The following is a 14,515-nucleotide window of genomic DNA, read 5'->3' as shown; positions in this document are numbered from 1 at the left end:
ACTTTATATGCCTATTACAGAGAATCAATCGGCTGACACCGTCCTCAGCATTCGCGACCTCAACATTTCGCTCCCCAAAGGAGCGGATCGCGCCCTGGCGGTGGAGGACGTTAGCTACGAGGTGAAGCGCGGCGAAATCATGTGCGTAGTGGGTGAGTCCGGCTCCGGTAAATCGATGGCCGCCAACGCTGTGATGGGGCTGCTGCCCAAGGGCGTGAACGCCACCCATGGTGAGATACTCTTTGAAGGGCAGGATTTACTTGCCCTGTCGGAAAAGCAGCACCGCGCCCTGCGCGGGCTAAAAATCGGCATGATCTTCCAGGAGCCAATGACCGCCCTAAACCCACTGATGCGGGTAGGCGCGCAAATTGCTGAAGTGTTCGAGGCCCATGGCCAGTTCACCCCCAAAGAACGCCAAGCCCGCGCCCTGGAGCTGTTGATCGAAGTGGGCATTCCACAGCCGGAGAAGGCCATTCGCGCCTACCCGTTTGAGCTTTCCGGCGGCCAGCGCCAGCGGGTCATGATCGCCATGGCGCTGGCGTTGGAGCCCATTCTACTCATTGCCGATGAGCCCACCACGGCGCTGGATGTGACGACCCAAGCGCAGATCCTTGAGCTTATTCGCGACCTTCAGCAGCGGCGCGGCATGTCGGTGATGTTTATCACCCACGACTTTGGCGTGGTGGCCGAAATCGCCAACCGCGTCTGCGTCATGCGCCACGGCAAGATTGTCGAACTGGGGGACGTCAAGCCGGTGCTTGAGAACCCTCAAGACGCTTATACCCAAGCGCTGATTGCCGCGATTCCCAGCAATGCGGTGCCGCCCCACCGTGAAACCAGCCAAGTCGCCCCGCTGCTGGAGATCAAGCAGCTCAATAAGATCTTTCGCTCCCGGGGCGGATTCCTTAAACCTTCCCGCGAAGTGCGTGCCCTAGAAGATGTATCGCTCACCTTGGCGCGGGGTGAAACGGTGGGCATCGTAGGCGAATCCGGTTCCGGCAAGTCCACCCTCGGGCGCTGCGTGGTGCGCTTGGAGCACCCGGACAGCGGCGAGCTGCTTCTGGATGGCGTGAACCTTTCCCAGCTCAAAGGCGATGCGCTGCGCCGGGAACGCCACCGGGTGCAGATGATCTTCCAAGATCCCTACGCCTCGCTCAACCCACGCACCAAAGTGGGCATGGCGATAGCCCAGGGGCCGATTGCCAACGGCACACCCAAAGCCGCGGCGCTTAAACAGGCCGGCGAACTGCTCGACATGGTGGGCTTGGGCGCCAGCGCCGTGGAGCGCTTCCCCCACGAATTTTCTGGCGGCCAACGCCAGCGCATCGGCATTGCCCGTGCGCTGGCGCTCAACCCCGAGCTGATTGTGGCGGACGAGGCCGTCTCGGCGCTGGATGTCTCGATTCAGGCCCAAGTGCTGGAACTGTTGGAAGAGCTGAAACAGCGCCTCTCGCTTTCGCTGCTGTTCATTACCCACGACCTACGCGTCGCCGCGCATATCTGCGACCGCATCGTGGTGATGCAGCATGGCCGAATTGTCGAGCAAGGCAGCGCCGAGCAGATTTTCCTCGCCCCAAAAGAGGCGTATACCCAAGACCTGCTCAAGGCAATTCCCGGCCGCGAAGCGCCCGTGGCGGCAACCGCATAAGTTTGCAAAGCAGGTTTTTCAAAAGCTAGTTTACCGAATGGACAAGACACGTTAAGGAACACACATGCACATAACCCTGGAGGCTCTGCGCGCCATTGTCGGCCCGACCCACGTATTAACGGGCGACGATGTTATTAGCCGCAGTGTCGATTGGATGACCGGCGCGCCCTGCCAGGCAGGCGCTATTGTACGCCCGGCGGATACCGAACAAGTCGCCGCGGTGATGCGCGCTTGCCATCAGGTGCAGCAGCCGGTGGTGACCCACGGTGGCCTAACAGGCTTGGTACACGGCGCTGAGGCGAGCCCAGATGAGCTGGTGATATCGCTAGAGCGGATGACCGCGATTGAAGAGATAGACCAGGTAGGCGGTACGCTTAGTGTTCAGGCCGGGGCACCACTGCAACGGGTTCAGGAAGCCGCTAAAGAGGTCGGGCTGCAATTTCCGCTGGATCTGGGCGCCCGGGGCAGTTGCACCATTGGCGGCAATATCGCCACCAACGCCGGGGGTGTTCGGGTCATTCGCTACGGCATGATGCGCCAGCAAGTGCTCGGCCTGGAGGCGGTGATGGCCGATGGTCGGGTGGTCAGCTCCATGAACCACATGCTGAAAAACAACGCCGGTTTCGATTTAAAGCAGCTGTTTATCGGTAGCGAAGGCACCCTGGGGATTGTGACCCGCGCAGTGCTGCGCCTGCAGCCACCTACCCCAAGCGAGCAAACGGCGATGGTGGCCTGCCCCTCGTTTGAGGCACTTACCGGGCTGCTCAGCCATATGGGCAAAGCGCTTGGCGGAGGCCTCGGCGCTTTTGAGGTGATGTGGCAAAACCACTACCGGCTGCTCACTGAAACCCTGGGCCGCCACACTCCGCCGATTGCCACTGAACATCCGTTTTATGTGATCATTGATTCCCTGGGCAGCGACACCGAGCGCAATGCCACTCAGTTCAGCGAAGCATTAGAAAGTGCGTTAGAGAGCGAGCTGATTGTCGATGCGGTGATCGCGCAGTCGACTACCCAACGCGATGGACTATGGGCGATTCGTGAAGATATCGAGGGGCTGGTCAAAGGCTTGGCGCCGGTACTCACCTTCGACGTCAGCCTGCCGATTGCCGATATGCAGCGCTACACCAATGCCTTGGAAGCACAGCTAACCCAGCGCTGGGCAGAGGCGAAACTGGTGGTATTTGGTCATCTCGGCGATGGCAACCTTCATATTTCCGTTAGCGTGGGGAGCGCTGAGATCGAAGTGCGGCGAGAGGTTGAAGCCATGGTTTACCAGCCGCTGGCAACGCTGGGCGGCTCAGTTTCCGCCGAGCATGGCATTGGCCTGGAGAAGCGCCCCTGGCTCGCCACTTGCCGCTCCAGCGCCGAGATTGAATTGATGCATACGCTCAAGCAGGCGCTAGACCCACATCGCCTTCTCAATCGCGGTAAAATATTGAGTTAATAATTGTTTTTAGGATATCAACATGCCCCGCTACCCCAACCACTTACTGAGTGAAGGCCCTGCTAATCCATTTCCGGGCATTAAGGTGCTAGAACGCCGACTTGGCAAGGTAATCCCCCATCGGCTGGGCTCTAACGAAGGCCTGGATATGCCTCACCGCGCCCTGCGCGATCACTTTGGCGATGCGCTGGTCGAACACGTTTACTGCTACGGCGACGCCGAGGCGCTGGGTGTTCGCAAACGTATTAGCGAACAACAGGGTATGGCGCTTGAAACCCTGCTGGTAGATGCCGGTGCCGATAGTTTGATTGCCCTGGCCCTGCGCACCACCTGCGAACCGGGTGAAACCGTGGTGAGCACCGCAGGCACTTACCCCACCTTGGGTTATTTTGCCAAAGGCCAGGGCTGTAACCTGGTAGAGCCCAGCTATTATGAAGCGCCCGGCGTGCTGGCCCCCGACCTGGAAGCTCTGGCCGCCGCTGCCCATCAGGAAAACGCACGACTGGTGTATCTGGCCAACCCGGATAACCCCAGCGGCCACTTACATAGCGACAGCGCCATTCTCAAACTGCGCGAGGAGCTGCCCGACACCTGCTGGCTGCTGCTGGATGAAGCCTATGGGGATTTTCGTGATGACGCGGGCAGCGAGTTCGCTGCCAAAGCAATACCGGGAGTGATTCGCCTACGCACGCTTTCCAAGGCTCATGGCCTGGCGGGTCTACGCATTGGCTACGCCATCGCCGACCCTGACGTGCTGGCGATGATGATGAAGGTGCGCATTCACTACGCGGTATCGTCATTGACCCTGGCCGCTGCGGAAGTGGTACTCGACCACCCTGACGAGGTTCACCAACACGTCGCCGATGTAAAAGCCCGCCGTGAGCAGTTGGCAGAGCACTTTCGCTCACTCGGTGCCGACGTACTCCCCAGCGCCACCAACTTTATCGGCATTCGCTTACCTAGCGCGGAACTCGCCGCCGAGGTACATCAGCAACTGCTCGCTGAAGGCGTTTTGGTCGCTCGTTTGGCGCACCCAGAGCTGGCCAATGTAATACGTATTACGGCGGTACAAGCAGCGCTGGAGCCGGGGAGATTAGCCGCTCTCGAACAGGCTATTAAAGAACACGCCTGATTCAATGGGTAAATTATAAGCGAGCAGATTGCTAACCAGAATTTCTTAAAGCAAAGTATAGCTGCATGACAAACCACCGAAGAAAAGGAGATCGACTACAACAAGCAGCGGCTGCATAGTGTAATCGGAATGATCAGTCCAGAGGGTTTTGAAGCTCGAATAATCGTTTAGACCAGTGTCCCTCGTTGCTGGGCAAAGGACTAAGTACCCAACACCGCAGGTGCTTCACTTATTGATTGAGTTCCGGGTTATAGGAACCATAATGGGAAGCCTTTGGCTTCCCATTATCTTTTTTCCTTCATACCTGATTAACCATGCACTCGGTCGTCTTCTGCATAAATCGCAGTGTGAAGCTGACCGTAATCATCCCTCCACGCCCGATACATGCCAGGTGTATTGAAGCTCAACTGGGTTTTTCCATTCGGTGACACGGCGATAACGCCACCCTGTCCTCCTAACGTTTTTAGCTCCTGATGGACGACTTCGTCACAGGCCCTCTGAAGATCGCGGCCAGCAAAGCGCATGCGGGCGGCTATGTCATGCCCTACTACAGCACGCATGAAGTATTCACCGTGCCCTGTCGCCGATATCGCTGCACTACGGTCGTCTGCCCAAGTGCCCGCGCCAATAATCGGCGTGTCACCTATACGTGAGTAACGTTTATTAGTGATGCCGCCGGTCGATGTGGCGGCTGCGACATGACCATGGCTATCAAGAGCAACAGCCCCTACGGTGCCAAATTTATGTCCCGAGTTATCATTTACCGCAGTTTCTTCAATATGGTGATCAGCGTGGCTTGGTTCGAGACTGGGGGCTGTTGAGCTAGAGCGGTTGCCCTGCCATTGACGACGGCGTAGCTCGGTATCAAACCAATCATTGGCTACTTGAGGCTGATTCTGTTCACGCAAGAAACGATCGGCGCCTTCTCCAGCCAACATGACATGATCACTGTGCTCCATAACAGCACGAGCTCCACGGATCGGATTACGGACATAATGAGCACCCGCAATGGCACCTGCACTCCGATCAGCTCCGTTCATTATAGCAGCATCCATTTCATGAATGCCGTCCGCAGTGAACACAGCACCTTTGCCTGCGTTGAACCAGGAACACTCTTCTAGCGACACGACACAGGCCTCAACTGCATCCAGACTGGTGCCACCTGCTGCTAGTATCCGGTGGCCAACATCAATAGCTTGGCGCAAGGCCTCATGAATCGCGTCCTCATCCTGAGGCGACAACAACCCGGGGGTTAGCACACCGGCGCCACCGTGAATCGCAATAGCGATAGGGGGCTTATTCATGCAGTTACTCCATGGTCGAGAATCTGTGTAAGGAATCGCTTGGTACGGGCGGACTGAGGGGTATCAAAGAACTGCTGCGGTGGAGCTTCTTCAACGATTTCGCCCTGATCCATAAAGACAACACGGTCAGCAACGCGCCGCGCGAACCCCATTTCATGAGTGACGCACAGCATGGTCATGCCATCATTGGCAAGATCCACCATTACCTCCAGTACTTCAGCAATCATTTCGGGATCTAGTGCCGAAGTAGGTTCGTCAAAGAGCATTATTTTTGGCCGCATACACAATGCTCGAGCTATAGCGATACGCTGCTGCTGGCCACCTGAGAGTTGGCCAGGATATTTATTGGCGTGCTCTCGCATCTGAACGCGATCCAGAAGAGACAGCGCATACTCAATCGCCTCCGCCTGGGAAACCCTCAAATTCGCAGTTTGAGGCAGCGTACAATTCTTGAGTACGCTCAAGTGGGGAAAAAGATTGAAATGCTGAAAACACATCCCGACGTTGCGCCGGATCCGTTGCAGGCGCTTACGGTTTTCATCCAGCGTTTCTCCTAGCACGGTCAGTGACCCTTGTTGATGCCGTTCCAACTGATTGATGCAGCGAATCAACGTTGATTTTCCAGACCCCGACGGCCCACAAACCACAATACGCTCGCCACTAGTTACCTTGAGAGAGATGTTTTTTAGCGCGTGGAAGTCGCCATACCACTTGTTGAGATTGTCGATGCTAATCGCAGTAGTGTCGTGGTTAGCTGATACTGTGCTGCTGAATTGAGATGCAGTACTCATGAGCGACTCTTTTCCATTTGTTTTTCCAAATGTCGCGCGTAGCGAGACAACGTGAAGCAGATCGTAAAAAAGAATAAGGCTAGGAAGAGGTAGACCTCATGCTCGAGTCCGAGCCATTCAGGAGCTGCTGTGGTACTCATCGCGATACCGACGACATCAAGCACGCCGACCACCACGACGAGGGTGGTTTCTTTGAAGAGACCAATGAACTGGGTAAGCAATGGAGGTATGGTGTTACGTAAGACCTGCGGCAGAATGATCAGCCCCATCGTTTTCCAATAGGAAAAACCCAGGGCTTTTGCGGCTTCATATTGCCCACTTGGCATGCCCTGCAGGCCGCCACGAATGGTTTCTGCCATATAGGCCGCAGTGAACATAATTAACACGATCAGCACGCGCAGGAAAATGTCGATGGTCATCCCTTCGGGAAATAGCAGTTGGATCATGAGCGACGCCATAAACAGCAGCGTGATCACCGGTACCGAGCGCACGAGCTCGATATAAAGTACTGAAAGTAGTTTGATCACCGGCTTATTAGAGCGTCGACCGAGGGCAAGCAGAACCCCCATCGGCAGAGCGAATAGCATGCCGATTACGCCAAGAAATACGGTAACCAGAATCCCTGCAAACTTCGTTGAGGAGACCTCGGGCAGGCCAACACCACCCTTTAGAAGCCACCACATCAAAAACGGAAGAACGATTAGGTATCCCAACACCCAGCGGCGATCAATTTGCTTGATATACAGCAAAGGCAAAATTGCCGCTGCTAGACCGAACGCGATATTGACGCGCCAAATTTCAGTATCAGGATAAAACCCATAGACAAACAGCTCGATACGTTGTGTCACTGGTAGCCAGCAGGCTCCGCCACCGATACAATCGGCCTTGCTGTCGCCAACAAAGGTAGCGGAGAACAGCAACCAATCCAGTGCGAGCGGAGTGAACCATACCAATAGCACCAATGTGATCAGGCTCAAACAAGACTGAAATGGAGTAGGGAAGAGTTGCGTCTTGATCCATCGAGTCACTTGATGCCCCAAAGGATGGTGAGGTGGTACTTGTACACCGCTATGACTTTGTGTAGCTGATACGGTCATCATCGCTCCTTAACTGTGGGTGCGCAGGCTGATGCGGTAGTTGTAAATATTCATCAGCAGCGATGTAATGAGGCTAATAGCGCAGTAGGTAGCCATCACTAAGGCAATGCATTCGATCGCCTGGCCAGTCTGGTTAAGTGTTGTGCCTCCCGTGGCAGACACTAACTCCATGTAGCCTACGACCACGCCCAAAGAAGAATTCTTAATGATATTGAGGTAGGTGCTGGTGACTTGGGGAACCATCGGGTAAATTGCTTGGGGCACGATCAGACGCAGCATGGTAGGCATTTCAGAGAAGCCTAAGGCGCGGGCTGCTTCGTACTGGCCGCGTGAAACAGACTGAATCGAGCCCCGCACGATCTCGGCAATATAGCTCGCGCTATAAAAGGATAGCGCTAACCAAAGAGCCAGTAGCTCGGGTGGTAAGTTGACCCCACCTGCAAAGCCAAAACCTCGCGAAACCGGCACATCCCATTGCCAGGAACTACCAGTAAAGAGGTATACGAGTATCGGAACTACGACGGCACCGGCCAATATCGCGGGCCACACTGGAGGGCCAAATCCCTTCCATTGTAAACCTGCTCGATAACGTGCAATCAGTGCGTAACCGAGGACAGCGCCTCCAATGATAGACACGACTCCCCAGCCGACTAAAGAACCATCGGATGCCCATGCAACGGTCAACCCACGGTTGCTAAGAAAGGCACCATCCTGAAAAGAGATCGCTTGGCGAACATTAGGGAGGGCCAGCATAAGCCCGTACCACCAAATCAAATGCACAATGAGTGGCACGTTTCTGAGGAACTCAACTGCTAGGTGGCTAAGACGCCCAAGCAGCCAATTTTCAGAAACGCGGCATACACCAAGGAAGACACCAATAATCGTCGCGAAAACAATACTCAATACTGAAACAAGTAATGTGTTGAGAAGCCCTACTGCATAAGCACGCAAATAGGTATCATTCGGGCTATAGTCAATCAGTTGGAAGCTAATCGCATAGCCAGCCCGCTCTTGAAGAAAACCGAATCCCGAGGCGATGCCTAAAGCATCAATATTCGCACTGGCATTAGTGATCAGCACATAGAAAGCAACAGCAACAACGGCTAACACAATACACTGCTGTAATGCGCTGAGTACGCGGGCGTTATGAACAATCTTGGTCCACATAAGTGTTACCTGTTGTTAGGCCGTGTGATGACGAAATAGCAGTTGAGACATGAGAGGCAAGACAAGGGCGGCCTGATAGCCTTATTGTTCGAACGCCCCAGTCAGTCAACGCCTACTAAGTAGACACAGAGTTATCGAACGGGAGCAGCGTATAGGATGCCATCATCGCTCCACAGACGATTAAGCCCGCGCTCGAAATTCAGTGGAGTATCGGGACCGACATTGCGATTGAAGATCTCTTCATAGTTCCCGACCTGTTTGATGGCTTGGTATGCCCATGCATCATCCAGCCCGAACTTCTCTCCAATATGACCATCGCTGCCAAGCAGCCGCGCAACGTTGGGGTTGTCAGAATTATTGCGCATTTCTTCGACATTCTCTGACGTCACGTCGAGCTCTTCAGCATTCATCAATGCGAAGGCTGTCCAGGTAACAATATCGCGCCATTGAGCATCACCCTGAGGGACATAAGCACCCAAAGGCTCCTTTGAGATGGTTTCGGGTAGAAGGGTAAAGGCATCTGGATCAGCAAACTGTGTTCGCCTTGACGCAAGGCCACTCATATCGTTGGTGATGGCATCACAGCGGCCATGCTGAAAGGCGTTATACAATTCAGTGCTCTTCTCGATCACCACAGAGCTATAACTCATGTCGCGACGACCAAAGTAATCCTCAAGATTTTGCTCGGAGGTAGTGCCGGGAGAAAGGCAGAAGACAGCCCCATCGAGCTCTTCGATAGTGCTAACACCGAAGTCGGCATGCGTCATTACACCTTGGCCGTCATAAAACCAAGGTGTTGTGAAATCAACCCCGAGGTTGGCGTCACGCGAAGCTGTCCAGGTAGTAGCGCGAGCCAGCACATCCACCTCGCCTGAGGCGAGTGCAGTAAATCGGTTTTTCGCCGTAGTGATCACGAAATCGACCTTACTGGCATCACCGAGTACCGCTGCGGCCACGCTGCGACAGAGATCGACATCCATCCCACCCCATTCACCGTCATCTGTTAGATGAGAGAAACCTGCCTTATCGCTGCTGACACCACAGCGCAGTGTGTCGCGGGATTTCACATCTTCGAGCAGACTTGCTTGAACGCTGCCCATCATGGAGATACCAACACTTAGAACACTGTAGACTGCGCATTTTTTCAATAAGAGTGGTTTTTTCATATCTTTATCCTTGTTTCGTCAAGATTTTAATCTGACTTATTATTGATATTGCTTTGTTTCTTCTCAATAACTCTACTCCCCCTAAGAATCGGTCGCGAGTGCTGACTGATCGCCATTCTTGCACCCAGTATCTAATATATGGATAGTCTAATATTAAAGATGCCCGCTAATCTGGCACACTAGCTACCAGTTCCAGTGCAGTTCTCAAGTAATATTGGTTAGCAATTTTATTGAACTTCCGCATATGGCTTACAAACAGAGACTGTTATCCCTGAGGTCTATCTGGAGACGACATGGACATTACTTGGTACCAAGATTTTCTAGCACTTGCTGAAACGGGCAAGTTCACAGCTGCTGCAAGCTTAAGGCAATGTTCACAATCGACTTTAAGTCGCAGAATTCAGTTGCTGGAAAATCACCTAGCCACACAGCTTTTTGATCGACGTGTCACACCTATTCGCCTGACCCCATCTGGTAAAGCGCTCACGCCTACTGCGTCTGAGTTAGTACGGCTTTCTCAAGAATGCGAACAGAGTGTAAGAGTACTTGACCACCCTTTGACCTTTGCATCGTTGCATACGCTTGCCTGCAACTTCTTTCCACAATGGATATCTCAGTACTCCACTCTAGACGAACCATTATTTACACGGATCGATACAGGGCATAAAAGTACCGAGAATTATTACATGTCACTTGTGTCTGGGCGCAGCGACTTTATTCTGTTCTACCGTGACACTGAATCGGAGCGGTATTTTCAGCGCGATGACTTTGAAGTGCTCTCGCTAGGAACAGAAGAGCTTTATTGGGTAGGAACACCAGAGATGGCCAAATTGTGCCAAGAGTCTTGTGGCACAATTCCTTGGCTCACTTATGCCAGGTCGGCGCAGTTACATGAATTATCGCGACCTCAAGTAGCACGCCATCCTGAACCAAATCGCCTAAAAAGAACCTTCGAAGCTACTGTATCGGAAGCGCTCAAGCCTATGGTCTCGTTAGGAATGGGGATCGCTTGTATGCCACATAACATGATAGCCCCTCTAATCGAGGAAGGCCGGCTGGTTAGACTATACCCCAAGATGCCCACGAATCATTTGGAGATAATTTTGGTGAGATGGCTAGGCAATCATAATGCAGCCGCTGATACTTTCTGGAAGCGTCTTGGCAGCAATTAGCCTCGATGACGAGTAATTTGGACACTATCCGCAACACGCGCTGCTGAGTGAGAGTTATCTCTTCAAGACTGAGTTATCCGGTCTCGTCAAACGGTTGTAACAGTATCGAGCTGAATGCTCAGGCGCCCCAACCCGACGCAATGGAGTAAAGGGTAGGGACATCTGGTCGACGGAAATGGACTAAAAAATGAACAACCTGATTCATGATAATAGGACATTAGCGACAGTGCGGTTCTAGGGCCTGTTGACGTTTCACTCACGGCCGCGCTGTCGCCCGTTTTTATTCGCGGCTAGGCAGGAGGAGAAATTTTTGGTTATTCCAAATGAACGACGACTAGCGCCGCCGCAGGTAAGAACGGACCCAGCCCTTCGGATTACGCCTTGTTTGGCACTCTTTGAGGCAGCAATGCGGTTCACGATGAAACGCCCTAGCTGAGGCGCTATAAAAAATCCGGGCTAGGAATACGTCAAAAAGTATAAATAATTATTTACGATACCTTAAGCAGGAGTGAGCCAGTGGCCGAAGTCATCCAGCTCGCCGCGTACCGCCTGGCGATATAAGCCCTGCAGCTGAGCCGTGACGCTATCTAGGCTGATGGGTTCATTGACGGGTGGTGCGCCAGCGCGCCCGCCAATACGGCGGCCGTCCAGCTCGCGAAGCGGGAGTATTTCGGCGGCGGTGCCAGTTAAAAATGCCTCATCGGCAGTGTAGAGCTCATCACGAGTAATTCGCCGCTCGCGCACTTCAATACCCAGCACCTTCTGCGCCAGCTGAATCACGCTATCCCGGGTGATGCCTTGCAAACACGACGTTACTTCCGGTGTATGCAGCACGCCATCGCGGAGCAAGAAGACGTTAGCCGCTGAGGCTTCAGCCACATAGCCCTCCGGGTCGAGCATGATGGTTTCATCGAACCCGGCCTTGATCGCGGTATTCAGCGCCAGTATCGAGTTGACGTAGTGGCCGTTGGTTTTTGCCCGACACAGGCTGATATTGACATGATGGCGCGCCCAGGAAGAGGTCAGCGCGCGCAAACCGTGGGTGGCGGCCTGGGGTGAAATGTAGGGGCCTAGATCCCAGGCGGCGACCATTACGTGAGTGGTTAGCCCCTGGGCGCGTAGCCCTAAACCTTCCGCGCCAAAAAACACGGTAGGTTTCAGGTAGGCATTGCTCAGGCCGTTTTTGGTCAGGCACTGGCGCTGGGCATTGATCAGCTCCGCTTCGCTAAACGGCAGCGGCATATCCAGCGAATGGGCGCTTTCTGCCAAGCGGCGGGTATGTTCAGCAGCACGAAATAGATGCGTGCCGCTGGGGCCAGCGTAGGCGCGCACGCCCTCAAAACAGCCCATGCCGTAATGCAGCGTATGGGTAAACAGGTGCACTTTGGCGTCCCGCCAGGCGCGCCATTCGCCGTCCTGCCAAATCCAGCCATCGCGATCATAAAGCGGTGTCATCGAGTTGTTTGCTCCCACTGTTGGCACCAGTCATCGATCAACGTCTGCTGGTGCGGTTGCAGGGCCTGATAGCCCCAGGCGGCAATTTCATCGTTTTGCGGATCGGGCACAGCAATGGCACTGCCCGCCAGGGTTTGGATCACCGCGTGGCCGCAGAGCGGCACATAGCCTTCCGAATAGCCGCCTTCGTGAATAAATACCAGCTTGCCTTCACAGCAACGCTCGGCCAGCGCTTTAAGCTGGGCGGTCATGGTGGCGAACGCCTGGCTATTGAGCAGCATTTTGCCCAAGGGATCCTTAGCGCAGGCGTCGTAACCGCAGGCCACCACGATGAGTTCGGGCTTAAAGGCTTCCAACGCGGGCAGCACCAGTTTTTCCATGGCGTAGGCGTAGGCGCCCAGGCCACAGCCCGGTGGCAGCGGCAGGTTGAGATTGGCGCCCAGGCCTGCGCCTTCGCCCTGCTCGTCAAAACTGCCGGTTTCCAGCGGGTAGTTCGCCGCCTGATGAAGTGAAACGGTCAACACATCGGGCTCGCCATAAAATGCCGCCTGCTGACCGTTGCCGTGATGAACATCCCAATCGAGTATCGCCACACGGTTAACCTGCCCCAAGGCGCGGGCGCGCATCACCGCCACGGGGATATTGCCCAGCAGGCAGAACCCACGGCCTAGATCGGCTTCGGCATGGTGCCCCGGCGGGCGGCATAGGGCGTAGGCGTTGCTCACCTCGCCCAGCGCTACGTCTTCAACGGCGGCAATGGCCAGCCCTGCGGACTGCGTGGCCGCCGCCCAACTACCGGGCATGTAAGGCGCGCAGTCGCCACCATTGCCGCCCCGGGCTTTATCCCCTGTCTGCAGTTCATCCAAATAGCGTGGGGTATGAAAACGCAGCAGATCTTCCATCGCAGCGGCAGGAGGTTTAACCACGCTCAGCTCGTCAATCAGCCCACTGACTTCAAGAATATTTTTCAGCCGCCGTTTACTTTCCGGGCTTTCCGAGGCGGTCTGGGGCTGTAAAAACTCACCGGGCGCGGAAAATACCCCAATCGCGCCCAGATCGTGCCAAAAGCAGCGTTCGTGCCAGTAGAAACCGGTTCTGCTCATGCCGTAAAACCCTGCATAAACGCGGCTAGATTGGCGCTTAGGTGCTCGGTGGGGTAGCCACCTTCCTGAACAATCACCATGGGTAACGAGAGCGCGGCTAGGCGTTTGCCCACCTCGACAAATGCTTCGGTCTCTACCGTAAGCCCCGCTAGCGGGTCATCTTTGTGGGCATCCAAGCCTAGCGCTACCATCACGGCATCGGGCTCGTAGCGCTGTAGATGATCAATCAGAATCGCCAGGGCATCGAGATAAACCTCCCCGTCGCTGCCTACCGGTAAGGGCAGATTAACGTTAGCACCTACGCCCTCATCAAAGCCCTCTTCATCAGCACCGCCCCAAAAAAACGGGTAGAAATCACTGGGGTCGGCGTGCAGCGAGCCCGTCCAGACATCACTGCAGTGATAGAAAATATCTTGGGTGCCGTTGCCGTGGTGGAGATCCACATCGATGATGGCTACTTTGGCGAAGCGTTCGCGCAGCACCGTGGCGGCCAACGCTGAATTGTTCAGCAGGCAAAAGCCCCCAGCGCGCTCCGGCCCGGCATGGTGACCCGGCGGGCGGCACAGTGCGTAAGCCGATGGCGCGCCATTAAGCACCTCTTCTGCCGCGGCTTCGGCGCTAGCCGCTGAGGCCAGCGCGCCTTGAAAGCTGGTCGCACTTAGGGGGCAGGCCATATCGTGAAGGTGCCAGCCCGCCTGGCCAATCGGGTGGCGCGGGTAGTGGTGGCCACCGCCGCAAGGGTGAATATTTGGCGCAACCACTTCCGCCGCATTGGGCAGCGCCTGCCAGCGAGCGTAAATGGTGTCCAAAAACGTCAGGTAGCGCGGCGTATGAATCTGTTCCAGGCGCTTGCGCAGCTTAGGCGAATCGGCCTCGGCAGGTGCAGACAGGGTCAGCCCTGCCGTTGCCAGCCCTTGGGTAAGCAGTTCAGCGCGCACCGGGCCTTCCGGCGAAGGCGCAGGTTGGCCGCGCAGCAGAAAGGTCGGCGGCGCATGCAACGCCTGATCAGGGTGATAAAAACACTTCATGGGTC

At 55.1% G+C, this 14,515-nt stretch carries 12 protein-coding genes; 4 read left to right on the top strand and 8 right to left on the bottom strand.

Annotated features, from left to right (window positions below; all coding sequences use genetic code 11):
* The first annotated feature begins 7 nt into the window (after nucleotides 1–7).
* The 3 genes from HALTITAN_RS07520 to HALTITAN_RS07510 all read left to right on the top strand — a co-directional run bounded on the left by HALTITAN_RS07520 (nucleotide 8) and on the right by HALTITAN_RS07510 (nucleotide 4,227).
* A complete protein-coding gene (locus tag HALTITAN_RS07520; protein WP_039858657.1) occupies nucleotides 8–1,648 on the top strand; it encodes an ABC transporter ATP-binding protein in 1,641 nt (546 codons plus the stop codon).
* Nucleotides 1,649–1,712: 64 nt separating this feature from the next.
* Entirely contained in the window at nucleotides 1,713–3,095 is a 1,383-nt protein-coding gene (locus tag HALTITAN_RS07515) for an FAD-binding oxidoreductase (RefSeq protein WP_009286737.1), read from the top strand.
* Between the two features lie 22 nt (nucleotides 3,096–3,117).
* Entirely contained in the window at nucleotides 3,118–4,227 is a 1,110-nt protein-coding gene (locus HALTITAN_RS07510) for a pyridoxal phosphate-dependent aminotransferase (protein ID WP_009286736.1), read from the top strand.
* A 308-nt stretch (nucleotides 4,228–4,535) separates the two neighbouring features.
* On the opposite strand, the gene HALTITAN_RS07505 is transcribed toward HALTITAN_RS07510, so the two are convergent.
* The 5 genes from HALTITAN_RS07505 to HALTITAN_RS07485 all read right to left on the bottom strand — a co-directional run bounded on the left by HALTITAN_RS07505 (nucleotide 4,536) and on the right by HALTITAN_RS07485 (nucleotide 9,752).
* Complete coding sequence (locus HALTITAN_RS07505; RefSeq protein WP_009286735.1) at nucleotides 4,536–5,531, bottom strand: isoaspartyl peptidase/L-asparaginase family protein; 996 nt, start codon at nucleotides 5,529–5,531, stop codon at nucleotides 4,536–4,538.
* A complete protein-coding gene (locus tag HALTITAN_RS07500) occupies nucleotides 5,528–6,322 on the bottom strand; it encodes an amino acid ABC transporter ATP-binding protein (RefSeq protein WP_051051930.1) in 795 nt (264 codons plus the stop codon). The genes HALTITAN_RS07505 and HALTITAN_RS07500 overlap by 4 nt, the downstream gene beginning before the upstream one ends.
* Nucleotides 6,319–7,419, bottom strand: coding sequence for an amino acid ABC transporter permease (locus HALTITAN_RS07495; protein ID WP_152419247.1), 1,101 nt, complete (start codon nucleotides 7,417–7,419; stop codon nucleotides 6,319–6,321). The genes HALTITAN_RS07500 and HALTITAN_RS07495 overlap by 4 nt, the downstream gene beginning before the upstream one ends.
* 9 nt (nucleotides 7,420–7,428) lie before the next feature.
* A complete protein-coding gene (locus tag HALTITAN_RS07490) occupies nucleotides 7,429–8,586 on the bottom strand; it encodes an amino acid ABC transporter permease (RefSeq protein ID WP_009286733.1) in 1,158 nt (385 codons plus the stop codon).
* Between the two features lie 131 nt (nucleotides 8,587–8,717).
* Complete coding sequence (locus HALTITAN_RS07485; RefSeq protein WP_009286732.1) at nucleotides 8,718–9,752, bottom strand: amino acid ABC transporter substrate-binding protein; 1,035 nt, start codon at nucleotides 9,750–9,752, stop codon at nucleotides 8,718–8,720.
* Between the two features lie 293 nt (nucleotides 9,753–10,045).
* Between HALTITAN_RS07485 and HALTITAN_RS07480 the strand changes: the two genes are divergently transcribed.
* Nucleotides 10,046–10,924, top strand: a complete 879-nt coding sequence (locus tag HALTITAN_RS07480; protein ID WP_009286731.1) for a LysR family transcriptional regulator — start codon at nucleotides 10,046–10,048, stop codon at nucleotides 10,922–10,924.
* Between the two features lie 498 nt (nucleotides 10,925–11,422).
* Here HALTITAN_RS07480 and HALTITAN_RS07475 read toward each other — a convergent pair whose 3' ends face one another.
* From HALTITAN_RS07475 to HALTITAN_RS07465, 3 genes are read right to left on the bottom strand one after another with little or no spacing between them, the layout of a single operon-like run.
* Nucleotides 11,423–12,379: a branched-chain amino acid transaminase gene (locus HALTITAN_RS07475; RefSeq protein WP_039858653.1), complete on the bottom strand. Its 957-nt coding sequence runs from the start codon at nucleotides 12,377–12,379 to the stop codon at nucleotides 11,423–11,425.
* Nucleotides 12,376–13,482, bottom strand: coding sequence for a class II histone deacetylase (locus HALTITAN_RS07470; protein ID WP_009286729.1), 1,107 nt, complete (start codon nucleotides 13,480–13,482; stop codon nucleotides 12,376–12,378). Before HALTITAN_RS07470 ends, HALTITAN_RS07475 begins: the two co-directional genes overlap by 4 nt.
* A complete protein-coding gene (locus HALTITAN_RS07465) occupies nucleotides 13,479–14,510 on the bottom strand; it encodes a histone deacetylase family protein (protein ID WP_009286728.1) in 1,032 nt (343 codons plus the stop codon). Before HALTITAN_RS07465 ends, HALTITAN_RS07470 begins: the two co-directional genes overlap by 4 nt.
* Nucleotides 14,511–14,515: the final 5 nt, after the last annotated feature.

Source organism: Vreelandella titanicae BH1, assembly GCF_000336575.1.
Lineage (GTDB): Bacteria > Pseudomonadota > Gammaproteobacteria > Pseudomonadales > Halomonadaceae > Vreelandella > Vreelandella titanicae.
The sequence above is the reverse complement of the archived record's forward strand: the minus strand, read 5'-3'. Positions and strand labels throughout refer to the sequence as shown.

Coding starts and splice junctions, on each gene's coding strand:
- HALTITAN_RS07470 (WP_009286729.1), bottom strand. CDS start 13,482: ATGAGCAGAACCGGTTTCTACTGGCACGAACGCTGCTTTTGGCACGAT.
- HALTITAN_RS07485 (WP_009286732.1), bottom strand. CDS start 9,752: ATGAAAAAACCACTCTTATTGAAAAAATGCGCAGTCTACAGTGTTCTA.
- HALTITAN_RS07495 (WP_152419247.1), bottom strand. CDS start 7,419: ATGACCGTATCAGCTACACAAAGTCATAGCGGTGTACAAGTACCACCT.
- HALTITAN_RS07465 (WP_009286728.1), bottom strand. CDS start 14,510: ATGAAGTGTTTTTATCACCCTGATCAGGCGTTGCATGCGCCGCCGACC.
- HALTITAN_RS07475 (WP_039858653.1), bottom strand. CDS start 12,379: ATGACACCGCTTTATGATCGCGATGGCTGGATTTGGCAGGACGGCGAA.
- HALTITAN_RS07505 (WP_009286735.1), bottom strand. CDS start 5,531: ATGAATAAGCCCCCTATCGCTATTGCGATTCACGGTGGCGCCGGTGTG.
- HALTITAN_RS07520 (WP_039858657.1), top strand. CDS start 8: ATGCCTATTACAGAGAATCAATCGGCTGACACCGTCCTCAGCATTCGC.
- HALTITAN_RS07490 (WP_009286733.1), bottom strand. CDS start 8,586: ATGTGGACCAAGATTGTTCATAACGCCCGCGTACTCAGCGCATTACAG.
- HALTITAN_RS07500 (WP_051051930.1), bottom strand. CDS start 6,322: ATGAGTACTGCATCTCAATTCAGCAGCACAGTATCAGCTAACCACGAC.
- HALTITAN_RS07515 (WP_009286737.1), top strand. CDS start 1,713: ATGCACATAACCCTGGAGGCTCTGCGCGCCATTGTCGGCCCGACCCAC.
- HALTITAN_RS07510 (WP_009286736.1), top strand. CDS start 3,118: ATGCCCCGCTACCCCAACCACTTACTGAGTGAAGGCCCTGCTAATCCA.
- HALTITAN_RS07480 (WP_009286731.1), top strand. CDS start 10,046: ATGGACATTACTTGGTACCAAGATTTTCTAGCACTTGCTGAAACGGGC.